Genomic DNA, 24,127 nt, shown 5'->3' with positions numbered 1-24,127 from the left:
TGGCGACATCCGGGCGCAAAGACGCCCGGCCGTGCATCACGAGGAAGCACGGCCGGGCGCTGCCGTCCGCAAGGGGTGGCGGACGACGGGCCATCGATGAGGCAACTGCCGCGGTAACTTCCGTGCAGTTGCCGCGGGATCAATGGCGGCGCGAGCCCAGCAGCTTGGACACGGCGTAGCCGGCGGCCAGGGCAACCAGCACGGACGTACCCGGGCTGTTGCGCACGTAGCTGCGGCCCGTTTCGGCCAGGCGGCCGTAGGCCACGTTCAGGTCGGCAGCTTTCCGGCTCAGCGTTTCGGACACGGCGCTGGCCTTGTCCGATACCTTTTCCACGGTGTCATGGGCCTTGCCGACCAGGCGGTCGGTGGTGGCAGGCACTTTCTCGGCCAGTTTCTCGACGGTGCTGTGCACTTTCTCGGTTGCTGCGGGGACCTTCTCGGCAACCTTATCGACAGCGCTGTGCGCTGCGGAAGCGGCCCTGTCGGCGGCTGGCTGCACCTTGTCGGCAGCCTTGTCGATCGTGTTGTGGACGTCGGTGCGGTTGGTCGTGTTATTGGTGTTGCCGATCGGCGTGACGGTGCCGGTTGCGTTGATGGTCGATTTTTCGTTGTCCATGATCGGTATCCTCTTGGTTGGTGTATGCAGGAACAACAATAGGCCGATCGCAGCGGCCGCACAGTGCGGTGCATAACAAAGTGGAAATACATCGGTACCAGCGCGGAGCACTGCCGGCCGGGCCGGTGCGCCGCTTGCACGCGCTTTGTGGCATGCTGGTTCGGATCCAGGCATCGGAGGTGCGTCATGTTTCCTGTCTCTTCAGTATCGTCCGGCATGGCTCCGCTGTTCGCTGCGGCCGACGCCGGCGCGGCACCCGTGCGCGCCGACGTGCCGCCGAGCTCCGACGTGGATGTATCTTCGCTGGGCCAGTTCATGGGCACGCTCGCGCTGTCGCAGAAACGGCTGGGCGAACTGGCCGCCGCGAACGGAAGCGCAGCAAATACGCGGATCACCGATGCGGACCTGGAACAGCTGGGCACCGCCGCCGGCGAACTGGTCGAAGCCTTCAACGTGGGCCGCGCCGTCGATACGCTGGCGCCGCCTTCCGGCGAAGCGCTGCCGGCCAGCGCATTGGCCGGCCGCCTGGCGCAAGCCTTCGCCGACCAGCGCGCCGGGCTGGCGCAACTGGGGATCGACCTGGCGCCCTCGCTGCTGGGCGACGATGGCGACATGCTGGCCGTGGACAACCGCCGTTTGCTGGCCGCGTTCGAGGCCGACCGGCAAGGCACGCTGGCAACGCTGGCGCGCGCCGCCGGCAGCTTCGACGAGGTGGCCAGCGCGCTGGCGCACGAACGCGACGCCATCGGCCCGGACGGCAATTCGCTGCAGCCGCCGGCCACCACCAACCTGCCGCCGAGCGAAGTCAGCGACGCGGCGTTCCGCAATGCGCTGCGCGATACGGCCGTGCAGCCGAACCGGCAAACTCCGGCCGGCGACAGCGACGCCGCCGGCAACGTCGACAACGCTGCCACGCGCCAGCCGGAAGCCCCCCAGATTGCCGGCTCGGGCACGCCGGCTGCCATGCTGGACAACCAGGCTGCCGAACTGACGGCCGCGCAGGCCAGCAACAGCGCCAGCGGCGCGCTCGGTCCGGCCAACGCGCCGCAGCAGGGCGCTGCACTGCCGTCCGACAGTCCGGCGCAGGTATCGGCCCAGCAGGCGGCAACTCAGCAGGCGGCAACTCAGCAGGTGCCATCCCAACAGTCGCCATCCCTGCAGGTGCCCGCGCAGCAGGTGCCCGCGCAACAGATTCCCACGCAACAAATCCCCAACTATGCGCCGCCGACGGCCGGCAATCCGCTGCCGCCGGCCGCCACCGCGCTGTCCGCGGCCGCCAACCCCTTGCCTTCGACAGCGGCCGACAGGGCTGCCGCCCAGCAGGCCGTACGAGATAGGGTACAGCCGCCGCCCACCCGCGTGGCAGGCGCCACGGGCGAAGCGCAGGCCAATCCGGTGCAGACGCCGCCGGCAGCGACGACGTCGCCCGACCAGGCCAATGCCGAGCTGCTGGCCCGGCAACTGGCCGCCGAGCGCTTTGCCGCCGAGCGGGCGGCGGTGGCGGAGAACGCCGAGGCGCGCCGCCAGCAGGCGCAACGCGACGACGCGGCCCGGCTCGACCGCGACCGGGCCGCGCTGACGCAGCAGGAGCGTGCGGCCGCCGACCGCCTCGCGCTGGCGCGCCAGACCGCGAACGAAGCGCTGGCCGAACAGCAGGACATCGCCACGCAGGACCAGCGGCTGCAGGAAACGCGCGCCGCGGCATTGCGCCAGCTGACCACTACCCGGGAAGAAGACGTGGCCGCGCAGCGGCTGGCCGATCGCCTCGACGATGCGCGCCAGGATGTTCGGCAAGATGAGTTGACGCAGGCCGACCGGCTGGCGCAGGAGCGCCTGCTGGAAGCCCGCCGCCTGGCGGCCGGGCAAACGCTGGGCACCCGCGAAGACGCGCTGGTCGAACAGCGGCTCGCGCAGGCACGGCTGGCCGCCACGCAGCAGGCCGAGGATGCGCGCCAGGCCACGGCGCTGAACGAGGCAGAGAATGCGCGGCAGCGTGATGCGCTGCGGGTCTTGCAGGAACAGGGCGCCGAGCGCGCACAGGCCATCCTGGACCGGGAGCGCCTGGCGCTGCGCACGCAGCAGGCCGCCACCGCGGCCGGTGCCGGCACCGCCGCCGGCGCCACGGCGCTGGCCGGTACCGCGAACGAGCAGGCCGTGGCCGGCGCGGCAGCCGATGCACGGATCGCTGCCTCGACGGCAACCTCTGCCGCCACTGCCCAGGCGGCGGCCGATGCGGCAGCCGCGGCGCAGGCTTCACTGGGCACGCCGGCCAATCCGGTGGCGGGCACCACGGCTGGCGGCACGCCGGCGGCAACCGGGGCGCCGGCCGGCGCAGTGCCGGGAGCAGCGGGCACGCCTGACGCAAACGCCGCGGCTGCCGGTACCGCGGGTGCGGGTGCGGCCGCGAACAATGCCGCACGGGCACCGAATGCGGCCGACCCGTCGACGGCTGCCGCGATCGCCGCGCAGTACCTGGCCGGCGGCATTGCCGGCGGCCCCAATGCGGGTGCCGCGCCGCCGCGCAGCGAGATCAACCCGGCGGTGCGCCCGGTCACCCGTACGGGCACCGCACCGACGGTTTAGTTGCCGGCGCCATTGCCGGCGCAATGCCGGCCCAATTCCCGGCACCGGTGCCGGCGCGGTTGCCGGCGTGGTGCACCGGGCAGTCGCCGGTGCGGACGCCTGTGGTGGCGGCCCGCGCACATTGCTGCTTGCTCCCGTCGCGAGAACGTGGATAATTCACGCTACTCAAGAATAACGACGGGAGATCCGATGAGATACACGCACATGGCCGGCGCACTTGCGCTGGCGGCACTCGCTGCCGGCGCCGCTGCGCAGGAAACCGTGGTCCGCATCGGTCACAGCGGTCCGCTGTCCGGCGCGCAGGCCTTCTCCGGCAAGGACAACGAAAACGGCGCGCGGCTGGCCATCGAGGAGCTGAACGCGAAGCCGGTCAGCGTCGGCGGCAAGAAGCTCCGCTTCGAGCTGGTGTCCGAGGACGACCAGGGCGACCCGAAGGCCGGCGTCAACGTGGCGCAGAAACTGGCCGATGGCGGCGTACGCTACGTGGTCGGCCCCTATAATTCGGGCGTGGCGATCCCCGCGTCGCGCGTGTACGCGAACGCCGGCGTGGTCGTGGCCAGCGTCGCGTCGAATCCGAAACTGACGCAGCAAGGTTATAAAAACCTGTTCCGCGTGAATGCCAGCGATACGCAGCTCGGTTCGCGGATGGCGCTGTACGCGGCGAAGGAACTGAAGGTGAAGACGGTGGCGGTGATCGACGACCGCACCGCCTTCGGCCAGGGCCTGGCCGAGGAATTCAAGCGCGCCGCACGCACCGCCGGCATGACGGTGGCCGGTCACGAATACACGACCGACAAGGCGGTCGATTTCACGTCGATCCTCACCAAGCTGCGGCCGAAGAACGTCGAGGCGATCTTCTTCGGCGGCTACGCGCCGCAGGGCGGCCCGATGGCGCGCCAGATCCGGCAACTGGGCATCAAGGCGAAGCTGCTGGGCGGCGACACGATCTGCACCGCCGAGATGGGCAAGCTGGGCGGCGACGCCGTCGGCACCAACGTGCTGTGCTCGCAGGGCGGCGCGCTGCTCGACAAGGCCGCCAGCGGCCCGGGCTTCAAGGCGAAATTCAAGAAACGCTTCAACGCCGACCCGGACGTGTACGCCGCGTCGTATTACGACGCCGTGTACCTGTTCGCCCAGGCGATGCAGCAAACCAATTCCGTCGAACCGTCGAAGGTCGGCGCAGCGATTTCCGGCGGGACGTACCAGGGCGTCGCCGGTACCTACGCGTTCGACGGGAAGGGCGACATGAAGGCGTCGCCGGTGACCATCTTCACGTTCAAGGGTGGGCAGCCGAATGCGTTGACCAGTTATTGATTGAACTTTACTCTTCGCCGGCCTGGTGAAACACCAGGTCGTCCACGCGCCGGCCGTTGCACAGGTGTTCGCTGATGATGCGGTCCATGTTTTCCGGCGTGACGTTGTAGTACCAGGTGCCGTCCGGCTGCACGCACGCGATGGGGCCGCCCTTGCAGGCGGCAAAGCAGCCCACGCGGCTGCGCTTGACGCGCAGCTCGCCGGTGGTCAGGCCGGCCGCCTTGAGCTTGTCGCCCAGGCTGTCGAACAGCGCCTGCGACTGGCCATCGGCGCTGCAGCGCGGGCCGGTGCACACCAGCAGGTGCCGGTGATAACTGCCGATCTTCGGCTTCACCACGGCGGGCGCGCCGGAATCGCTATCGGAACTGCTATCGCAATCGCTCATGCTTCGGCCTCCCCGGCCGTCGCCGATTCGTCCTGCCAGGGCTCGGCCAGCGTGGCGCCGATGTAGTCGGCCGGCAGCCGGTGGCGGGCGGCAAGCGTCTCGATGCTGGCGCCGCCGGCATGTTCGGCCTGCAGCGTGTCCAGCCAGCCCAGCAGGCCGGTGGACAGCGAACGGCCGGCGCGTTCGCCATCGCGCGTGGCGCCGCCCTCTTCCATGTCGTACTTGTTGGCGTAGCCGCGCGGGGTCACCATCAGGCCATTGCGCACGAAGGTGTTGCTGTTGCCGATCAGGACAGTGCTGAGCATGCCGATGTCGGCATCGGCCATGCGGTCGAGCGTGGTGAACACGATGTTCTCGCGCCGCCGGTAGGCGCTCTTGACGATCGCCACCGGCGTATCGGCGCGGCGGTGGCGCAGGAACAGGCGCTGCGCCTCGACGATCTGGCGCGTGCGCCGGCCGCTTTTCGGGTTGTACAGCGCCACGACGAAATCGGCCATCGCCACCGCGTCGAGCCGCCGCGCGATGGTCGGCCATGGCGTCAGCAGGTCCGACAGCGAGATGGCGCAGAAGTCGTGCGTCAGCGGCGCGCCGACCAGGGCGGCGCAGCTGTTCAGCGCCGATGCCCCGGGGATGATCTCGACCTGCACCGGATCGTCCGGCGTCCAGCCCGACTGGAACAGCACTTCATACGTGGGGCCGGCCATGCCGTACACGCCGGCGTCGCCCGACGAGATCAGCGCCACCTTCTTGCCGGCGCGCGCGGCTTCCAGCGCGCTGACGGCGCGGTCCAGTTCCTCGGTCATCGACTTGCGGATGATTTCCTTGCCTTCGATGAGGTCGGCCACCAGCTTGATGTAGGTGACGTAGCCGATCACGACATCGGCTTCGGCGATCGCGGCGCGGGCGCGCCCGGTCATGTGCTCCACGCTGCCGGGGCCGATCCCCACCAGCATGATCTTGCCGGCGCGCTGCGCGCCCTGTTCAGTGTCGCTCATGTCAGCGCTTCTCATGTCAGCGCTTCTCATGTCAGCATCTATCATGTCAATCTCGTTCATGTGTTTCCTTGCGATCGAAACGGTGGCATGCCGGCCATCGGCGCCCCTGTGTTTGTGTTTCTCGACGACGAGTGCCGTCATCGGCGTATCCGGCCCGGCCGCCAGCAGCGCGGCGGCTTCGCTGACCGACGGCGTGCCCGTGTGGCGCAAGACGGTCTCGGAGGGATGCGGCACCGGCACGGCCGCCAGCGCGTCGGGCGGGTAGAAACGCAGCGGCCAGCCATGCTCCTGCGCCAGGGCGAGCAATGCCGCTTCATCCTGTTTCAGCGTGATCGATGCGGCCGCGCTCACCTGCTCCGGCCCGATGCCCGCCGCGGCCAGCGCCGCCTGCACGGCTTCGCGCACGGTCTGCAATGCCACGCCGCGGTCGCAACCGAGGCCGATGGTATAGCCGCTCAAGCCGCGCTCGCCACGGGTGGCCGGTAGACCACCAGGCGTTCGTGCAATGATTCCCAGCGCCCGGGCGGCACCTCGGCATGCGTGACCCACAGCAGCGCGGCGTAGCGGTCCAGCGGCACGTCGGCAAAACGGTCGAAACGGTGGATGTTGTCCGGCAGCGGCGTGGGCCGGGTCCACCAGTCGGGGCTGCCGGCTTCCTGGATGAAGGCGATCGGCTCGCCGTTCACCACGTGGGCCGACACGCGCGTGACGTTGATCTTCGGCGCCTCGACCCGCCAGCCCAGGTGGCGCCCGAGGATATCGACGGGGATGGTGCGGCCGACATCGGACGCGGTGGTCAGCACCGGCGCCGCGCCGAGCAGCACGGCGATGCGCTCGCTCCATTCGTTGGCGCCGCCCACATGGCCCGACAGCACCGGGATGACGTACTGGCCGGCATCGTCGACGACGATCACGCCCGGGTCTTCCTCCTTGCTGCGCAGGTGCGGGGCGATCAGGCGCACTACCGCGCCCAGCGAAACAAAGAACACGATCTGGTCGTAGCCGGCGAACAGCGGGCCGATCTCGTCGCGCATCGCGCCGCCGTAAGGGTGCACCCGGTTCGGCAGGCCGCCGAACGCGCTGGCGAATTTGGCGGCCGTGCAGATGTCGGCCTCGGGCAGGTCGGCGGCCAGGCGCGCGGCCTGCGCTGCGCCGTGCTTCGTGATCGCCACCAGGCACAGGCGCGGCGTCGTGTTGGCAGTATCGGTCATGCGTTCTCCGTGAGTAAGGGATTGGGGCTGTCCTTCCTGAGGCAGCCCTTGATGCGTTCGCCGCGGATGCGGTGGGGGTGCTTGACGATCAGCAGCGACAGGTAGCTGACCTTGGTGCCGCGCAGCGCGGAAATCGCGGCGCCGCTGACCTGGCGCTGGTCCGGCGCGCCGACCCGTTCGATGAAGTGGGCGCCGGCCAGCAGGCCGCGGCGCTCGAGCCAGCCGATCAGCTCATCGAGCAGCGGCTTCACCTTCATCAGCACCAGCGTATCGAAGTCGGGCAGCAAGTGGTCGACGGCGCTCACGCCATATGCGGCCGGCACGATCGCCACCGTGTCGTCCTGCTCCGCGAAGGGCACGTCGACCGCAGCGCAGGCAGCCGTGAAGGCGTTGACGCCGGCGATGACCTGTACCGGCACGGCGGCGTCGAGCGCGCGCACGGTGCGCGCCAGGTGGCCGAACGTGGCATAGGTGCTGGCATCGCCCTCGACGAGGAACAGCACGTCGCGTCCCGCGCGCAGCCAGGGCAATACCCTTTCGGCCGCGCGCAGCCAGGCACGCGCCAGCTTTTCGCCGTCGTGCGTCATCGGAAACAGCAGCAGCGCATGCTCGTCCGGCGGCGCCAGGCCGGCGCGCTGCACGATGTCCAGCGCGTAGCTGGGCGTCTTGCCGCTGCGTGCCGGGTAGACCCACGCCGCGTCGCGCCGCTGCAGCGCTTCCCACGCGGCGCGCGTGATCAGGCCCGGGTCGCCAGGGCCCAGCGAGACACCCCACAGCGTGCCGAAGGTACCCGCGCCGCTCATGGCGTGCCTCCGGCGCGGCGCGCGCAGACGATCCATACGGGATTCTCGGCCGCCATGCGGTGCATGTGCAGGATCGGCTTGCTGCGGGCGGCCTGCAGCTGCACCACGTCCCAGTGCAGGCATGGTTCCGTGCCCTCGCCTTCCAGCGCCTGCAATGCCGCGGTGGCGGTGGCCAGGTTTTCCAGTGTGACGAAATTCATCACCAGCGTGCCGCCGGGCCGAAGGCGCCGCATCACGCCCGTTATCAGCGCGGCCAGTTCGCCGCCCGAGCCGCCGATGAACACCGCATCCGGATCGGGCCAGGCGTCGAGGCCGTCCGGCGCCTTGCCTTGGACCAGGCTGTAGTTGCCGATGCCGAAGGCCGCGTGGTTTTGCGCGGCGATGGCGTGATCGGCTTCGTTCTTCTCGATGGCGTAGACGTGGCCCCGCGGGCACAACCGCGCCGCCTCCAGGCCCACCGCGCCGGAACCGGCACCGATATCCCATACCACGCTGTCCTCGCGCAGTTGCAGGCGCGCCAGGCTGACGGCGCGCACTTCCTGCTTGGTGATCAGGCCCTTGTCGGGCTGGCGCTGCACGAACTCGCTGTCGGCCAGGCCGAAGCGCACGGGGCGCGGCAGCGGGGTAACGCGCCACAGCAGCACCACGTTCAGCGCGGCGAAACGCATGTTCGCGGCATCGCGCGGCGCGAGTTCGGCCAGCACCCGCTCTTCCGGCTGCAGCAGGTTTTCCGCCACCGCCATCAGGAAATCGCCGCCGAGGCCTTCGGCTTCGAGCAGCCTGGCGATCCGGTCGGGGCTGTTGTCCGGGCTCGTCAGGATGAGCAGGCGGGAGTGGGCGCGCAGGGCCTGGGCCAGCGCATACAGCCCGTGCTCCGGCGTGGCGCCCCGTTGCCACTCGCCCGCGTCCTTCGCGTGCACCGAGACGATGCGCGCATCGTGCCAGGCCAGTCCGATGCGCGCGCAGGCCAGCTGCAGCGTCGACAGGTTGGGCTGGATGTCGAGCGCCTGCACGCACAGGTGCTTCGCCAGGTAAGGTGCGATGCCATGGCACAGCGGGTCGCCGGTGGCCAGCACCACGCAGGCCAGGTGATCGGCGCGCGCGGCCCTGACCCAGCCCGGCACGTCCTTCAGGCGCCCGGTCAGGTCGTGGCGCAGCGCGCCGGGCTTGATCTCGTGCGCCAGCAAAGCCAATGTGCGCGCACCGCCGATCACCACGTCGGCGCTGCGCAGGCAGGCCATGGCCGTCGCGGCCAGGCTTGCCACGCCGTCGTCGAGCACGCCGATCACGCGGCACGGGTTCGGGTCTCTGGCACTGCTGTCTTGGGAAGGGATATCCATGGTTGGGCTCAAGGGAAATTCGGTTCAGGATCGACATCGAGGATGTGGGCAATGCTGGTGCGGCCGGCGCTGGCCGGCAGCGCCGGTGGGGGAACCGGGTCGGACCAGACGTCGGCCACCTGCTGGCCGCTGAAGTCGCACACCAGCACGCGCAGCCGGAACGCCTGGCCATAGCGGTCCGGCGCCGTCAGCGTATCGATGGCCGCTTGCGCCAGGGCGCAGTGGAACGCCGCCCCGAGGCCGCGCTCGACCATCAGTTCGGCGCCGAAGCGGGCCGTTTCGGCGGCGGCCATCGCCGCGCAGTCTTCGTCGGCGGCACCGATGCGCCGTGCAATCTCCGCCACCAGGTCGGTATCGACTTCGCTGCGGTTGGCGTGGGTGATGGTTTCGCCTTGCGCGATCTTGGTGAGCTTGCCCACCATGACCGCCAGCACCACCAGGCCGATGCCCTGCGCCACCACTTCGTCGAGGGCATAGCGCAGGAAGTCGCCCATCTGCACGAAGCAGGCGGACGGCAGCTCCGGCCGCTCGGCACGCAGCGTTGCCATGGCAAAGGTCTCGGTGCGCCCGCCGGTCGTCAGCGCCACCATGCCGTGGCCCGCCGTGGCCGCCACCTGCACGCCTTGCACCACGCTGGCGCGCCACGCCGCCGTGGAATAGGGTTTGACGATGCCGGTGGTGCCGAGGATGCTGATGCCGCCCAGGATGCCCAGCCGCGCATTGGTGGTCTTCTTCGCCATCACCTGGCCGTCCGGCACGCTGATCGTGACTTCGATGCCATGTTCGGCAAGCAGCCCGGGCGCCGCCTCGCGCAGGTTGTCGGCGATATTCCTGCGCGGCACCGGATTGATCGCCGGCCCGCCCACTTCCAGGCCGAGGCCCTTCATCGTGACCGTGCCGACGCCGTCGCCGGCCACCCAGGCCACCGTGCCGGGCTGGCCGGGCAGCAGGCGCAGGTCGACCGTCAGGTGCGCGCCATCGGTGCAGTCCGGGTCGTCGCCGGCGAACTTGATCACCATCGCATGCGCATGCGCCGCGTCGCAACGGCCATCGTGCACGGCGAAGCCCACCCGGCTGCCATTCGGCAGCAGTGCCTCGACGTGCTCCGGCACCCTGCCGGTGGCGAGTCCCAGCATCGCCGCGCGCGCCGCCGCGGCGGCGCATGCGCCGGTCGTGAAACCGGTGCGCGTGCCTTTTTCGGCAGCCTTCTCCTTCACCCGCGCTCCGCCGATTTCTGGCGCGCCTCGGCCAGCGCCAGCAAGGCATGCAGGGCCGACACCACCAGCGTCGAACCGCCCTTGCGGCCGCGGATCACGATCCACGGCACCTCGCCGATCCCGGCCATCAGGTCCTTCGACTCGGCCGCCGACACGAAACCGACCGGCATGCCGACCACCAGGGCCGGGCGTACCCCTTCTTCGCGGATCAGCCGCACCACTTCGATCAGCGCGGTGGGCGCATTGCCGATGCCGACGATCGCGCCATCGAGCAACCCCGCCCTGTGGGCCTTGCGCATCGCCTGCACGGCGCGCGTGGTGTCCTCGCGCCTGGCGGCGTCGATCACGTCCGCATCGCTGATGAACTGGTGGGTGCGCATGCCGAAATGCGCCAGGCGTGGCTGCGACAGGCCGGAACAGATCATTTCCACGTCGGCCACCACCGGGGTGGCGCCGGCCAGCATGGCGCGGATGCCCGCCTCCACCGCGTCCGGGTGGAAGGCGGTCGCCCCGTTGAAATCGAAATCGGCGTTCGCATGGATCATGCGGCGCACGACCGGCCACTGCTCTTCCGTGTACGCGTGCGGGCCGGCCTCGGCATCGATGATGGCGAAACTGTCATGCTCGATGGCCTGGCCGGCGCGCGTCAGCTGCTCGGTGACGGTATTCACGGTACTCATGCCGGCATGCCCTCGTGGCCATGGTCGTGGCCGTGGCCGTGTTCATGCGGATGGCCGTGTTCATGAGGGTGGCCGTGTTCATGGGGGTGGCCGTGGACATCGTCGCCGGGCTGCGCGGGCGCGTGCTCGTGCGTGTGCGTGTGCGCGTGCGAATGCCCGTGTCCCATGTCGTGGGCGATTTCTCGGAACGTGCAGCCGTCGCATAACAGGCGGCTGTCAGGCACGCCCGCGCGCAGGTTCTCCACGCGCTCGTCCATCAACGCGAAGATCTCCTTCTCGAAGCCGAAATGCGCGGTGCAGGCGAAGCGCACCTGTGGATACTGGCCGCGCAGGTGCTCGACCTGCCGGTGGATGCGCTGCATCAGCGTGCCGGTATACAGGTAATACGGCAGCACGACGATCTGCCGCATGCCCAGCACTACCTGGCGCTGCACCACTTTTTCCAGGCGCGGCCAGGTAATGCCGGTGAAGGCCAGGTCGACCAGTTCATGGTCGCCCTCTTCCAGCAGCCAGCGCGCCATCTTCGCCATCTCGCCGTTGGCGCCGCGGTCGGACGAACCGCGCCCGAGCAGCACCACGCCGGTTGTCGTCGGGTCGGGCATGTCGAGCTCGGCCATCGCCCCGCGCAGGCGGCGCCGCAGCACGGCGAGGACGGGGTCGCTGGCACCCAGGTGCGGCGCCAGCAGTATTTCCGCCTGCGGACTGGCGGCGCGCGCCTGCTCCACGGCCTCCGGGATCTCCATCTTCACATGGCCTGCCGCGTTCAGGATCAGGGGTACCACCAGCACCCGGCGGCTGCCGCGCGCCGCGGCCAGCAGCGCGGCGTTCAGTTCCGGCGCCGCGAATTCGATGAAGCACAGCTCGATGCGCCAGTCCGGCCGGGCTGCACGCCACTGGCCGGTGAACTCGCGGATCTCCTGGTTGCCCGAGTCCTCGCGCGAGCCGTGGCCGACGATGAGAATGGTATCGTCGATATTCACGCGGGACGGCATATCGGCCGCCCGCATCATGATGGGTGCGTTCATGCGCTCGCCTTTCTGAATCGGTGGGTAAAGGTAGGGTCGTACAGTTTCGATCGGGCCAGCGTTTCCCAGTGAAGCGCGCCGAGCGTGGGGCTCGCCACGATCATCGCCTGGCTGGCCACGCCGGCCTCGCGGCAACGCGCCTTGATATCGGCCAGCGTGCCGCGCAGGATCTTTTCCTCGCCGGGCCAACTGGCCTTGTGCACCACCAGTATCGGCGCGTCGTCCGGCCAGCCGGCGGCGCGCAGCGCCGTTTCCACCTTGTGCAGCAGGGTGATCGACAGGAAGATGCACAGCGTGGTGCGGTGCGCCGCCAGGCTGGCCAGGTCTTCGCCGGGCGGCATCGGCGTGCGTCCCTCGACGCGGGTGAAGATGACGCTCTGGGTGACTTCCGGCAACGTCAGCGATTCCCCGGCCGCCGCCATCGACGCCATCGCCGACGAGACGCCCGGCACGACGGTCCACTCGATGCCGGCGGCCGAGAGCGGGCGGGCCAGCTCGATCAGCGCGCCATAAAGGCCCGGGTCGCCCGTCTGCAGGCGCACCACCGTGCCATGCACGGCCGCCTGGGCGATCAGCCAGGCGGTCATCTCTTCGAGCGTCATGTCCTTCGAATCGCGGATGACGCAGCCGGCCGGCGCATACAGCGTGACCGCGCGGTCGACCAGCGAACCGGCAAACAGCACGGCGCCGGCCTCGCCCAGCAATCTGCGGCCCTTGACGGTGACGAGCTCCGGATCGCCCGGGCCGGCGCCCACGAACCAGACCTTGCCGGGAATTGCGATCGTCATGCCATTGTCCTTCCTGGTTGTTGGAGATGTTCCGGGCCCGGTACCGCGCGCAGGGCACGCAGTGCGGCAAGCAGTGCCGGCACGCTGCGCGGCGGCGGGTCGGCGCCGAGGACGCCGAGCGCCACCAGCTCCCGATGAAGCGCCACGGACTGCGGCACGTCATGACCGGCCTGCCCGAGCAGGTCGGCGCGTTGCGCCAGTTGCAGCGCCGGGCCGGACGCGATGCAGCGCCCCGCCGCCATCAGGTGCACGTCGTCGGCCCAGCCGAGCGCGAAGTCGGCGTCATGGGTCGACAGCATGACGGTGATGCCACGTGCCGCCAGCCGGTCGAGCAGCGCCGCCAGGGCCGCCTGCATCGGTGCGTCGAGCCCCGCCATCGGCTCGTCCAGCAACAGGACCTGTGGTTCCATGGCCAGCACGCCGGCGATGCAGACGCGCTTTTTCTGGCCAAAGCTCAGGTGATGGATGGCGCGGCCGGCGTGAGCGGACAAGCCGACGGCATCGAGCGCGGCGGCCACCCGCGCGCGCACGGTGGCTGCGTCGAGGCCGAGGTTGAGCGGGCCGAACGACACGTCTTCTTCGACGTGCGCGGCGAACAGCTGGCGATCCGGGTCCTGGAACACCAGGCCGACGCAGCGCCGCAGCGCGTTCGATGCGGCCCTGCCACGGCCGACAGCCTGGCCGTCATGCAGCAGCGTGCCGGCCGCCGGCCGCAGCAGGCCGTTCAGGTGCCGCAGCACGGTCGTCTTGCCGGCGCCGTTCGCGCCCAGCAGCGCATGGCGGCGCCCGCGCCCCAGTGCCAGGCTGCAGCCGCGCAGTCCGGCGCTGCCATCCGGGTAGACGTAGTCGACACCGGCGAGTTCGAGGACGGGCGGCGCGCTCACCAGCGGTCTCCCGCGGCCAGCGCGACCAGCAGCACGCCGGCCAGCACGGCCCGCGCGTTCTGGCGCCGCGCCTGCGGATGGGCCACCGGCAGGAAGCGCAGCGTGCCGCTGTACGAACGCGCATCCGCCGCCATCTGCAATGCCGCGGCACGCTGCCACACCTGCAATGCCAGATGGCCGGCCAGCATCCCGGTCGAACGCCACGCCTGGTGCCAGCCGCGATAGCCCTGCCGCGCGCGCTGCGCCTCGACACCGTCGTCCCAGGCCTGGCGCAGCACGGCAACCATGCGGTAGCACAGCGCCATCAGGTCGAGCAGCAGTTCGGGGACGCGCAGGCGGCGCAGCAGCGCCAGCAGGTCGGGCAGCGGCGTGGTCAGCACAAGGCCGAGCAGCGCGGCCAGGATGGCCAGCGACCGCAATGCGGTACGTGCGGCCACCGGCAGCATCGCTGCGCGCCAGTGCCAGTCGCCCTGGAGGTCGGGCCCGGCCAGCATCGCCAGGCAGGCCAGCAGCAGGAAGCCGAACGGCGCCAGTGCCGCCGCCAGCAGGGTGCGCAGCGGCACGCGCGCGCCCACGACAGTGCACAGCACCAGCACGGCAGCGAGCATGGCCAGCGCGCCGGGGCTGTGGGCGATCCAGGCGGCGGCAACGCCGGCACACGCGAACAGTGCCTTGGCCGACGGTGCGATGGCGCGCCAGTGGCTCGCGTAGGCAGCCGAATCAATCAGCATGGCGCTCCCTTGCCTCGATCTCTGCCTTGCGCGCGCGTTCGCGTCCCACCGACAGGCCGAGCCAGTAGCCGATCACGCCGGCGCCAAGCGCTGCCTGCAAGGCGAACAGCAGCGACGCGATTTCGCCGCTGGCCGGCTCGAACACCGGGTGGAACCAGGGCTGGTAGTGCGGCGCCAGCGTGCCGATCGCCTGCCGTGCGAGATCGTCGGCCCCGCCGAAGTCCGCACCGCCGGCGATCCACAGCGGCAGCACCGTCGACAGGGCGAGCACCGTCCACAACATCCAGGAACGCGCTCTCATGCCGGCTTGCTCCGGGCGTGCGCAAAGACGGGCGCGGCGGAAAGTTCCGCACCGTGGAACCTGGCGACCGCGTTCACTACCAGCACCGTCAGCATGCCTTCGCTGATCGCGATCGGCACCTGAGTCAGGGCAAAGATGCCGCCGAACCTGAGCAGCGAAGCCTGCACGCCGCCCAGCGGGTCGGGGAAAGCCCAGGCCAGCTGCAGCGAAGTGGTGGCATACGTGGCGAGGTCACCGAGGCAGGCCGCCGCGAACACGGCGAAGGAGCGGGACATGCCCATCGCGGCCGCGGCGCGGAACACGCCATAGGCAACGAAGGGGCCGACCACGGCCATCGAGAACACGTTGGCACCCAGGGTCGTGATGCCGCCATGGGCCAGCAGCAGTGCCTGGAACAGCAGTACCACGAAGCCTACCGGCACCATCGAAGCGGGACCGAACAGCAAGGCGCCAAGGCCCACGCCGGTGGGATGCGAGCAGCTGCCCGTCACCGACGGCAGCTTCAGCGCCGACAGCAGGAACGCGAACGCGGCGGCGACACCGAACAGCATGCGGTGCTCCGGATGCCGGCGCAGGTCGCGCCCCATGGAACGCAGGCCCCAGGCCAGGAACGAAACGGAAACAGCCGACCAGCCCAGCGCGTGCGCGGGCGGCAGGAAACCTTCCATGATGTGCATTCGAAACCTCCCGTCGAATGGTCAATATGAGCACCGGCGGGGATCGAAAAAGAAAGACGGTCGAGACGGAGCACGGACGGCAAGCCGAATCGACAGCGGCTTCCCGTCACCCCGGGGAATGGTGCTGACTTGCTTGGGCCGGTATTCTGGCTCGCCGTCATTCTTCTTCCGCGCCTTCCCGCGAGTATCGCAGTGGCTTGTTGGCGGAGTCCGTCAGGCTTACAGCAGCGGGGGCTGCACCGGAATGGCCGCATGGCGGCTTCACCGGTTTCCCGTTTAACGCCCTTCCCGAACGGAAAGAGCGCACCCAAGCGCGCATGGTAACTCATCGGGCCGGAAAAGGTACAGCACTTTGCTGCGCCGTCCGGCGTTCCAGTATCCGCGGCGGCGCTCCGGCTTCCTCCTATCTGGCCGCGTAATAGCGGGCCAGCTGCGCCACCTCCTGGTCCGAAAGATTGCGCACCGCGTTGCGCATCTGCGCATTGACGTCGTTGCGCCGAGTACCGTCGCGGAAGGCCAGCAGCTGCTGGTGCAGGTACGATTCGGGCAGGCCGTCGAGCCATGGCGATGCCGGCTTCTTTACTTCGATCGCATGGCAGGATGCGCAGGCGCCCACGTTGCGCATCGGGTCGCCGTTGCGTACCAGGCGCGGCGTGTGCTGGTCGATCGGGTCGGCCAGCCGTTCGCGCGGCAGGTAGGCGTAGTACGCGGCCAGGTCGCGCATGTCCGTGTCGGACAGTTCCTCCACCAGCGGGCGCATGATGGCGCTGGCCCGGTGGCCGGATTGATAGTCGCGCAGCTGTTTATAGGTGGCGGCGGCGGGCTGGCCGGCCAGGTGCGGCGAGCCGGCGGGACTCATTCCCCGCGCGCCATGGCACATCGTGCACTGCATCGCCAGCGTGGCGCCGCGGCCGATCGATGCGCTGTCGGCCGGCGCCATCATCTGCGCCATCACGATCACGTCGCTGGAGCGGCGCCCGGTGTCGTCCAGCGCCGCGGTGTAGTACCGGCCGGGTACGCCGGCGGCGCGGCAGATCGATTCCCACATGCTCGTCATCGCATCGCGCGCCTGCGCACGCGGCACCCAGACGAAGCCGACCAGCGCCGCCAGCAGCGCGATGGCCAGCAGCGCCAGCACGCTGCCGGTGAACCAGCGGTTCCGCAGCGAGAACGATTTTTCGGAATTCATGGCTGGCTCCCGATCGGCACGGCCGGCACGGATGTCTGCGGCAGCGCCATCAGCTGCATGATCGGGAAGCCGTAGTTGACGACCGACAGCCCGATCATCAGCGCCAGCCAGATCGCGTAGCCGTTCAGCGCGGCCGGCGTGCGCTCGGCGTGCACCGTCTGGCTGAACGTGAATTCGGGCAGCGCAACGAGCGCGCTGCGGTGGCCGCGCGCCAGCACCAGCAGGAACAGCAGGCCGGAGACCACCAGCAGCAGGCCGCCGATGAAGGTGATGATCACGGTGATGGCCTGCGGCGCAATATGCGGATCGCTGTAGTCGAAATAGGCCATCCGGCGCGGCATGCCGAGGATGCCCACCACGTGCCACGGGAACGTCAGCACGATCATGCCGACGAACCACAGCCACAGCTGCCAGCGCATCGCCCGGCCGTTCTTCAGCTCGCGGCCGGTGAGATGGGGCCACAGGTCGTAGGCCAGCGCGAAGTACATGATCACGATCGCCCCGCCGAAGATCAGGTGGAAGTGCCCGGTGATCCACTGCGTGTTGTGGATGGCGAAGTCGAGCTGGTAGCTCATGTTGATCAGGCCCCCTGCCCCGCCGAAGCCCAGCATGATGAAGGAGAACGCCACCGCCAGCATCATCGGGTTATGCCACGGCAGGCGCTTGACCCAGCCGATCGCGCCGGTGCCGCCGCGCAGCCTGCCGGCGATTTCCACCGACGCGGTGATCGTGAAGATCGTCAGCAGCGTCGGCACGGAAACCAGCCCGGTGAATACCGCGTGCAGGAACTTCACGCCGGAACCCACCTGCGGATCCTGGAACAGGTGGTGCACGCCGATCGGCATGGAGAACACCAGGAACAGGATGAACGACAGGCGCGCCATCGTGTCGCTGTACAGGCGGCCACCGATCGCGCGTGGCACCAGCGTATAGAACGCGATATAGGCCGGCATCAGCCAGAAATAGACGATCGCATGCAATGTCCATGAGAAGAACACCCGTGCCAGCCCCGCATCGATGGTGTGCCGGAAGCCCAGCGCCACCGGCAGGATCTGGAACAGGATCTCGATCGCCGCGCCCAGCGAGGTCCAGGCCCACAGGTAGGCGCCGGCCACGTTGGCGAACATCGGCAGCGGCACCACGGCACCGGGATTGGCCTTGCGCCAGGCGCGCAGGTTCACCGACATCAGCGCCACCCAGATCCACGAGCCCACCACCACCAGCACCACGCCGATGTAGTAGAACGGGTTGCCGATCAGCGGCGGGTAGAAGGTGTACAGCACCGAGGCCAGGCCCATCGACACGGGCACCATCGCCGTGACGGTGCCCACGACCACCAGGCCGAAGCCGGCCCATGCCCAGCGCCTGCCGATCAGCGCCTGCTTCAGCGACAGTTCCACGATCGCATAGCCGAAGCCCATCGCCACCAGCGTGGGGAACACATAGCCCATCGCCGAGCCGTGCGCTGTCACCGAGCGGTAGTACAGTTCCGGGTTGCCGATCCAGTCGCGCAGCGGGCTGCGGATGTACATCTGCCATTCGCCCAGCACCAGCGCGACGAAGAACGCGGCGAAGGCGATCCAGAAGTGCCACAGCACCAGGCGCCTCGTTTCGTTACCGAACTTATTGCCTGACACAGCTGGCCCTCCCGTTCCGCATTGCACGATCGAACTCGGCGGCTTCCACCACCTTCACGCGCGCCCACATCGCCGCATGGCCGATGCCGCAGAATTCGTGGCACGGCATCACGAAGTCGCCTGTGCGGTGGAAGTTGGCGCTGAAGTTCGAGATGTAGCCGGGCGCCAGCATCACGTTGACATTGGTTTCGCTGATCGAGAAGCCGTGCACCACGTCGGAACTGGTGCCGCGGATCGCTACCTTCGTATCCTTCGGCACCAGCACGCACTGCGGCGTGAACGCATACTGGCTGGCCAGCAGGCGCACGGTCACCGAACCGTCCGGCTCGCGCGCCGAGCCCAGGTTGGCTTCGACGAATTCGCCGGACAGGTGCAGCGTGGCCGGGTCGATGGTCTCCATGCGCTGCGCCGGCATGGTGATCCAGTGCAGGCTCATGTACGCCATCATCCCGGTCAGGAACACGATGATGGCGCCGACGATCCACGCCCAGCGCGTTTCCGCCTTCGCCGCGACGGCATGGGCATCGGGCGTGCGGGTATCCGGTGCGGCCATCAGGCGCCTCCGCGCGCGACGAACACCAGCAGGTAGAACGCCAGCCAGATCGCCAGCACGACGGCGACCGCCGTGCCCGCGACGGCGAAGGCGCCGCCCGGGCCCTGCGCCACGATCGCTTCCACGCGGCGCTGCTGTTCGGGTTCCAGGGTGTCCGGCGGTTCGACGATCATGGCGGCTCCTACTCGACGGTGGCGGAACGCAGCGCGTTGACGTCGCGGGTGCCGACGGCACCGGCGCGGTTGCCCCACGCATTGCGGATATAGGTCACGACGGCGGCGATCTCGCCGTCGGACAGTTCGTGCGCGAACGGCGGCATCCCGTACGGCATCGGGTTTTTCCTCGTACCCGGCGGGTAGCCGCCGTTCAGCACCATGCGCACCGGATTCACGGCGGACGTCATGATGATCGACTGGTTGTTGGCCAGCGGCGGATAGTGCGGCAGCTTGCCGCGCCCTTCCGCGCCGTGGCAGCTGGCGCACTGGGCGGCATAGATGCGGCGGCCTTCGGAAAACATCTGGCTGACGTCCGCGCGCAGCGGCGCATTGGCCGCCGCCGGGCGTGGCGGCTCGTCGCTCGGCAGGCTTTTCAGGTAGACGGCCATGGCGCGGATGTCCTCGTCCGTCATGTGCTGCAGGCTGTTGTAGGTGACTTCGGCCATCGGCCCGTACACCGTGCCGCGGTTCGAGACGCCCGCCTGCAGCAGGTCCATGATGTCCTGCAGCGCCCAGTTGCCGAGGCCCGCCTCCCTGTTCGACGTGAGCGACGGCGCATACCAGTTCTGCATCGGGATCAGGCCGCCCCTGAAGGCTTCCTGCTGCGACGAGCCGCCCAGCGCGTTGATCGGCGTGTGGCACATGGCGCAGTGCCCCAGGCCTTCGACCAGGTAGGCGCCGCGGTTCCATTCGGCCGATTTCGCGCGGTCCGGCTGGTATTCGCCCTGCTGGAAATACAGCGTGCGCCAGCCGATCAGCAGGTTGCGGTTGTTGTAGGGGAAGCGCAGGTCGTGCTCGCGGGTGGCCAGGCGCACCGGCGGTACCGAGCGCAGGTAGGCGAAGATGGCGTCGCAGTCGGCGCGCGTCACCTTCGTGTAGCTGGCGAACGGCATGGCCGGATACAGCAGCTTGCCGTCGCGGCCGCGGCCCGTGTGCATCATCTGGTAGAACTCTTCGGCGCTCCAGCGGCCGATGCCGGTTTCCGGGTCGGGCGTGATGTTCGGCGCGAACAGCGTGCCGAACGGCGTGGGCATCGGCCGGTTGCCGGAAAAAATCTTCGCGCCAGGTACCGTGTGGCAGGCGATGCAGTCGCCGGCCTGGGCCAGGTACTTGCCGCGCTGTATCAGCGCGGCCTGGGCCGATTGTGCGGCCGCGGGCCGCTGCACGGCGGGCGCGCGCGACTGGGCGGCCAGTTGCGGCAGCGCGAGCATGCCGCCCAGCAGCATCAGCGGCGGCAGCAGGAAGGCGAAAGCGAAGGGGACGCGGACAGGGCGCATGACTGGGCTCCTAGCGGTGGCTGCCGCAAGCCATCGGCAGGTTCACGTTCGCCGCCCTGGCCGGCCGCACGCCGGGATCGACGGGCAGCGACGCCAGCCAGGCCGACACGGCCGCCACTTCGGGTTCCGTCAGGCTGGACGCGATGACCTGCATGCAGTCCGGCGCGATCGCGGTGCGCAGGCCGTAGCGCCAGGCGCCCAGTTGCGCGCTCACGTAATCGGCGCGCAGGCCGAGCAGGCCCGGAATGCCGGGCTCGCGGCCCGCCAGGCCGGCGCCGTGGCAGGTCGCGCAGGCCGGGATCCTGCGCGCCGGGATGCCTTCGTCGACGATGCGGCGCCCTTCCACCAGCTGCTGCGCGGGCCGGTTCACGGCGGGCTGCCGAAGCGGCGGCGGATCCTGCTGCGCGAAGTACTCCGCCATCTTCATCAGGTAGGGATCGGGCAGGTACGCCAGCATGTAATTCATCGGCAGGTACTTGCGCCGGCCGTCGCGGAAGGACACGAGCTGGTGGTACAGGTAGCCGGCGGGCTTGCCGGCAAGGCGGGGAAAGTAGACGTTCTCGACGCCCCTGCCCTGGACGCCGTGGCAGCCGATGCACGCGCGCACCCGTTCTTCCATCGTGTCGGGCGGCCGCTCCGCGGCCGGCTGGGCCTGCGCTCCCGCCATGCCGGGCGCAAGCAGCGCCATCGCGGCAAAGACGATGGCGGCAGCGGCGCTGGCGCACACGGTTCCCGGCATGATCGAGCGAGTACTGTCCACGACAACGACCTCCTTCCTGCGGGCGACGGCAAAACCGTTACTGGAGCTGGCTGGATAAGTTATCGATACGGTAGCACAGGGCGCAACGAGCCCGTGTTAAAAAATGGCGAATATCGGCGGGCGCGCGACGGCGGCCGGCGCGCCACGCAAAGGGGGACGCGTAAGCGCCGGCAGCGATCAGCCGACCGCCCTGGAAGCCACGTGCAGGCCGGGACGGCCGTAGAATTCCAGCGCCTTGACGGTGTTGCGGCCATCGCGCTTGGCGGCGTACAGCAGCTGGTCGGCCAGCTCGATCACCGCTTCCTGCGGGAAGCGCGCGACCACGTTGGCGAAATTGACGGAGGTGACGCCGAAGCTGGCCGTGACGCCCACCGTCTTGCCGGGAGCGATCTCGGTGGACATGGCCGACAGCGCGGCGCGCATCCGCTCGGCCAGGTGCACCGCGCCGGGCAGGTCGGTTTCGGGCAGCACCAGCAGGAATTCCTCGCCGCCGAAGCGGATCAGGTTGTCGACGTTCTCGCGGATCATCCCGCGCAGCAGCGCGGCGAATGCCACCAGCACCCGGTCGCCGGCCGCGTGGCCGTATGTGTCGTTGACGGACTTGAAGTAGTCGATGTCGCAGGCGATGACGGCGACACTGAGGCGGAAGCGGCGCGCCCGCGACAGTTCCATGTTCAGCAGTTCCTGCTGCAGGTAGCGCCGGTTGTGGCAGCCGGTCAGCGGATCGCGCTCGGAAAGGTTCTTCAGCACCGACTGCACGCGGAATTCCTCGCGGCGAATCACGTGGTAGCGGCGTGCCGAGATGTAGCCGAAGCTGTTCGCCAGCGCCAGCAGCATGATCATCGTCAGCTGTTCCTGCGCGCCCAGGCTGCCCGTGGCGAGCGCGATGGCGATGAAGACGACCGTGGAAATCGCTGCGATGGCCAGCGAATAGATCAGGCGGTTCGGAATGTACAGGTACACCACCAGCACCATCAGCCCCATCGACATCGCATGCCAGGGCAGCTCGTGGGGCCGCGCCAGCACGATCGGCGCAAAGGCCAGCATGCCGGCGATCTCGGTGATGCTCGCCGTAAGATAGACACGGCCGACGGAATGCGGATGCAGGTGATTGGTGACGCAACTGGCGACGGCCACCACGGCCACCGCGAAGCGGCAGCCGAACAGTGCCAGCGACAACGGCGCCAGTCCCAGCGCCAGGATGTCCGTGATCGCGAAAATCAGGTAAACGGCGGAGCAGAACAGCAGCGTGGTACGCAGTTGTTCCTTGGTCTGCGGCAGCAGGTGATGGCTGAAATGCGCCTCGATCGTCCTGTCGGAAAATTCCGCCGAGAACCGGGAGATCGCGAACGCCGCGTCATGAACCGGGGGTGACACGTCTCCTCCTGATACTGATGAGCCCGGTATACGGGCAAACGGGGGATATTGTAAACGTATCCCTGAGAGCATTTCTCACTAAAAGTCACTGCGGCGGTTATTTGTAAAGAATTTACGGCGCCCCGCGGCTTTCGTGCGCGGACGTGATTCTACATGAGCATGGATTTGCATTTTAGCAAAAAGCATGCTTAGAGGGAAATTCTGGGAGCACCAGACGGACAACAAGAGTTGCAGATTTACATCGGCACGTGGATCGAAGATGGCCCCGCGCGTCTTCCGGACAGCTCCTGCCGGATTGAATGCAAAGCAAAAAGGGCCACCCTGATGGGTGGCCCTTCTCACTTGTTTGGTGCCGCTGACCGGAATCGAACTGGTGACCTTCGCATTACGAATGCGCTGCTCTACCGACTGAGCTACAGCGGCTAAACCTGTACAACCTGTTTAACCTGCCTTCCGCTGCACATATAGCGCTGCGAAAGAGGCCACATTATAGCAACAGGTTTTACAGTTGACTAGGGTCTTGCCCAGAAAAACTTAGGCGGCCGTTTCGTGGTGATAGCCGGTGACCACGGCCACCTCGTCGCGCGAGCCGAGGAATACCGGGACGCGCTGGTGCAGCGTGGTCGGCTGGATGTCGAGGATGCGGTGCTTGCCGTCGGTGGCCATGCCGCCTGCCTGTTCGACGATGAAGGCCATCGGGTTTGCTTCGTACATCAGGCGCAGCTTGCCCGGCTTGCTCGGGTCGCGCACGTCGGCCGGGTACATGAAGATGCCGCCGCGGTTCAGGATGCGGTGCACGTCGGCCACCATCGAGGCGATCCAGCGCATGTTGAAATCGGTGCCGCGCGGGCCGGTGCTGCCGGCCAGCAGTTCGCCGATGTAGCGCTGTACCGGCGGTTGCCAGTGGCGCTGGTTCGACATGTTGATGGCGAATTCCTTCGTCGTCGTCGGAATCTGCATATTGCGCTGCGTGAGCACCCACGAGCCCATCTCGCGGTCCAGCGTGAAGCAGTTCACGCCGTGGCCGGTGGTCAGCACCAGCATCGTCTGCGGTCCGTAGACCGCGTAGCCGGCGGCGACCTGTTTGGCGCCCGGCTGCAGGAAATCGGTCTCGGTCGGCGTGGCCATGCCTTCCGGCGCCTTGATCACCGAGAAGATGGTACCGATCGACACGTTGACGTCGATGTTCGACGAGCCGTCCAGCGGATCGAACACCAGCATGTATTCGCCCTTCGGATAGCGGTTCGGGATCAGGTGGATCGTCTCCATTTCCTCGGACGCCATCGCGGCCAGGTGGCCGCCCCATTCGTTCGCTTCCAGCAGGATCTCGTTCGAGATCACGTCGAGCTTCTTCTGCACTTCGCCCTGCACGTTCTCGCTCTCGAGCGCGCCGAGGACGTCACCGAGGGCGCCCTTGCCCACCGAGTGGGCGATGGTCTTGCAGGCGCGCGAGACCACCTCGATCAGCAGGCGCAGCTCGGCCGGGATATTGTGGTGCTCGCGCTGTTCCTCGACGAGGTATTGGGTAAGGCTGATACGTTTCATGGATTCCCTTGGTTGATTGCGATT

General features: G+C 68.6%; 24 protein-coding genes, 1 tRNA gene, 1 pseudogene and 1 riboswitch. Of the genes and pseudogenes, 2 read left to right on the top strand and 24 right to left on the bottom strand.

Features of this window, described 5'->3' with window-relative positions; all coding sequences use genetic code 11:
* Positions 1-139: 139 nt before the first annotated feature.
* Positions 140-616 carry a hypothetical protein gene (locus ACY34H_RS17560; protein WP_464978756.1) on the bottom strand — a complete coding sequence of 159 codons (477 nt, stop codon included), beginning with the start codon at positions 614-616 and terminating at the stop codon, positions 140-142.
* A 186-nt stretch (positions 617-802) separates the two neighbouring features.
* Here ACY34H_RS17560 and ACY34H_RS17555 point away from each other — a divergent pair, with 186 nt between their 5' ends.
* On the top strand, positions 803-3,199 hold the full coding sequence (locus ACY34H_RS17555; RefSeq protein WP_464978755.1) for a hypothetical protein: 2,397 nt from the start codon (positions 803-805) through the stop codon (positions 3,197-3,199).
* Between the two features lie 189 nt (positions 3,200-3,388).
* Positions 3,389-4,513 (top strand): branched-chain amino acid ABC transporter substrate-binding protein, encoded by a 1,125-nt coding sequence (locus ACY34H_RS17550; protein WP_464978754.1) that lies wholly within the window; start codon positions 3,389-3,391, stop codon positions 4,511-4,513.
* Between the two features lie 7 nt (positions 4,514-4,520).
* On the opposite strand, the gene ACY34H_RS17545 is transcribed toward ACY34H_RS17550, so the two are convergent.
* The 23 genes and pseudogenes from ACY34H_RS17545 to ACY34H_RS17435 form a co-directional block, all read right to left on the bottom strand.
* On the bottom strand, positions 4,521-4,898 hold the full coding sequence (locus ACY34H_RS17545) for a (2Fe-2S) ferredoxin domain-containing protein (RefSeq protein WP_464978753.1): 378 nt from the start codon (positions 4,896-4,898) through the stop codon (positions 4,521-4,523).
* Entirely contained in the window at positions 4,895-5,893 is a 999-nt protein-coding gene (gene cobJ / locus ACY34H_RS17540) for a precorrin-3B C(17)-methyltransferase (protein ID WP_464978823.1), read from the bottom strand. Before cobJ ends, ACY34H_RS17545 begins: the two co-directional genes overlap by 4 nt.
* A gap of 81 nt (positions 5,894-5,974) precedes the next feature.
* Positions 5,975-6,442 (bottom strand): annotated as a pseudogene (locus tag ACY34H_RS17535) (cobalamin biosynthesis protein); the annotation flags it as partial.
* On the bottom strand, positions 6,349-7,104 hold the full coding sequence (locus ACY34H_RS17530) for a cobalamin biosynthesis central domain-containing protein (protein WP_464978752.1): 756 nt from the start codon (positions 7,102-7,104) through the stop codon (positions 6,349-6,351). The gene ACY34H_RS17530 and the pseudogene ACY34H_RS17535, both read right to left, overlap by 94 nt.
* Positions 7,101-7,907, bottom strand: coding sequence for a precorrin-2 C(20)-methyltransferase (gene cobI / locus ACY34H_RS17525; RefSeq protein ID WP_464978751.1), 807 nt, complete (start codon positions 7,905-7,907; stop codon positions 7,101-7,103). Before cobI ends, ACY34H_RS17530 begins: the two co-directional genes overlap by 4 nt.
* Entirely contained in the window at positions 7,904-9,247 is a 1,344-nt protein-coding gene (cbiE, locus tag ACY34H_RS17520; RefSeq protein WP_464978750.1) for a precorrin-6y C5,15-methyltransferase (decarboxylating) subunit CbiE, read from the bottom strand. Before cbiE ends, cobI begins: the two co-directional genes overlap by 4 nt.
* 8 nt (positions 9,248-9,255) lie before the next feature.
* Complete coding sequence (locus ACY34H_RS17515; protein ID WP_464978749.1) at positions 9,256-10,464, bottom strand: cobalt-precorrin-5B (C(1))-methyltransferase; 1,209 nt, start codon at positions 10,462-10,464, stop codon at positions 9,256-9,258.
* Positions 10,461-11,144, bottom strand: a complete 684-nt coding sequence (locus tag ACY34H_RS17510; protein WP_464978748.1) for a precorrin-8X methylmutase — start codon at positions 11,142-11,144, stop codon at positions 10,461-10,463. Before ACY34H_RS17510 ends, ACY34H_RS17515 begins: the two co-directional genes overlap by 4 nt.
* Positions 11,141-12,169: a sirohydrochlorin chelatase gene (locus ACY34H_RS17505; RefSeq protein WP_464978747.1), complete on the bottom strand. Its 1,029-nt coding sequence runs from the start codon at positions 12,167-12,169 to the stop codon at positions 11,141-11,143. The genes ACY34H_RS17510 and ACY34H_RS17505 overlap by 4 nt, the downstream gene beginning before the upstream one ends.
* Complete coding sequence (gene cobM / locus ACY34H_RS17500) at positions 12,166-12,957, bottom strand: precorrin-4 C(11)-methyltransferase (RefSeq protein WP_464978746.1); 792 nt, start codon at positions 12,955-12,957, stop codon at positions 12,166-12,168. Before cobM ends, ACY34H_RS17505 begins: the two co-directional genes overlap by 4 nt.
* Positions 12,954-13,841 carry an energy-coupling factor ABC transporter ATP-binding protein gene (locus ACY34H_RS17495; RefSeq protein WP_464978745.1) on the bottom strand — a complete coding sequence of 296 codons (888 nt, stop codon included), beginning with the start codon at positions 13,839-13,841 and terminating at the stop codon, positions 12,954-12,956. The genes cobM and ACY34H_RS17495 overlap by 4 nt, the downstream gene beginning before the upstream one ends.
* Positions 13,838-14,572 (bottom strand): cobalt ECF transporter T component CbiQ, encoded by a 735-nt coding sequence (gene cbiQ / locus ACY34H_RS17490; RefSeq protein ID WP_464978744.1) that lies wholly within the window; start codon positions 14,570-14,572, stop codon positions 13,838-13,840. The genes ACY34H_RS17495 and cbiQ overlap by 4 nt, the downstream gene beginning before the upstream one ends.
* The gene (locus ACY34H_RS17485; RefSeq protein WP_464978743.1) at positions 14,562-14,873 is read right to left on the bottom strand and encodes an energy-coupling factor ABC transporter substrate-binding protein; all 312 of its coding nucleotides are present in this window, start codon (positions 14,871-14,873) and stop codon (positions 14,562-14,564) included. The genes cbiQ and ACY34H_RS17485 overlap by 11 nt, the downstream gene beginning before the upstream one ends.
* Positions 14,870-15,550 carry an energy-coupling factor ABC transporter permease gene (locus ACY34H_RS17480; RefSeq protein ID WP_464978742.1) on the bottom strand — a complete coding sequence of 227 codons (681 nt, stop codon included), beginning with the start codon at positions 15,548-15,550 and terminating at the stop codon, positions 14,870-14,872. The genes ACY34H_RS17485 and ACY34H_RS17480 overlap by 4 nt, the downstream gene beginning before the upstream one ends.
* Positions 15,551-15,669: 119 nt before the next feature.
* Positions 15,670-15,876: riboswitch (cobalamin riboswitch) on the bottom strand.
* Positions 15,877-15,953: 77 nt separating this feature from the next.
* Complete coding sequence (locus ACY34H_RS17475; RefSeq protein WP_464978741.1) at positions 15,954-16,739, bottom strand: c-type cytochrome; 786 nt, start codon at positions 16,737-16,739, stop codon at positions 15,954-15,956.
* The gene (locus ACY34H_RS17470) at positions 16,736-18,337 is read right to left on the bottom strand and encodes a cbb3-type cytochrome c oxidase subunit I (RefSeq protein ID WP_464978740.1); all 1,602 of its coding nucleotides are present in this window, start codon (positions 18,335-18,337) and stop codon (positions 16,736-16,738) included. Before ACY34H_RS17470 ends, ACY34H_RS17475 begins: the two co-directional genes overlap by 4 nt.
* Before the next feature lie 25 nt (positions 18,338-18,362).
* Entirely contained in the window at positions 18,363-18,929 is a 567-nt protein-coding gene (locus ACY34H_RS17465; protein WP_464978739.1) for a cupredoxin domain-containing protein, read from the bottom strand.
* Complete coding sequence (locus tag ACY34H_RS17460; protein ID WP_464978738.1) at positions 18,929-19,102, bottom strand: hypothetical protein; 174 nt, start codon at positions 19,100-19,102, stop codon at positions 18,929-18,931. Before ACY34H_RS17460 ends, ACY34H_RS17465 begins: the two co-directional genes overlap by 1 nt.
* An 8-nt stretch (positions 19,103-19,110) precedes the next feature.
* Positions 19,111-20,370, bottom strand: a complete 1,260-nt coding sequence (locus tag ACY34H_RS17455) for a c-type cytochrome (protein ID WP_464978822.1) — start codon at positions 20,368-20,370, stop codon at positions 19,111-19,113.
* 61 nt (positions 20,371-20,431) lie between these two features.
* A complete protein-coding gene (locus ACY34H_RS17450) occupies positions 20,432-21,109 on the bottom strand; it encodes a c-type cytochrome (RefSeq protein ID WP_464978821.1) in 678 nt (225 codons plus the stop codon).
* Positions 21,110-21,358: 249 nt separating this feature from the next.
* Entirely contained in the window at positions 21,359-22,558 is a 1,200-nt protein-coding gene (locus tag ACY34H_RS17445; protein WP_464978737.1) for a GGDEF domain-containing protein, read from the bottom strand.
* A gap of 347 nt (positions 22,559-22,905) precedes the next feature.
* Positions 22,906-22,981: transfer RNA gene (locus ACY34H_RS17440), tRNA-Thr, on the bottom strand.
* Between the two features lie 111 nt (positions 22,982-23,092).
* Positions 23,093-24,103, bottom strand: coding sequence for a class 1 fructose-bisphosphatase (locus ACY34H_RS17435; RefSeq protein WP_464978736.1), 1,011 nt, complete (start codon positions 24,101-24,103; stop codon positions 23,093-23,095).
* Positions 24,104-24,127: the final 24 nt, after the last annotated feature.

The organism is Pseudoduganella sp. jia 9, from assembly GCF_055502615.1.
This window is presented reverse-complemented; position numbering and strand designations above follow the sequence as displayed.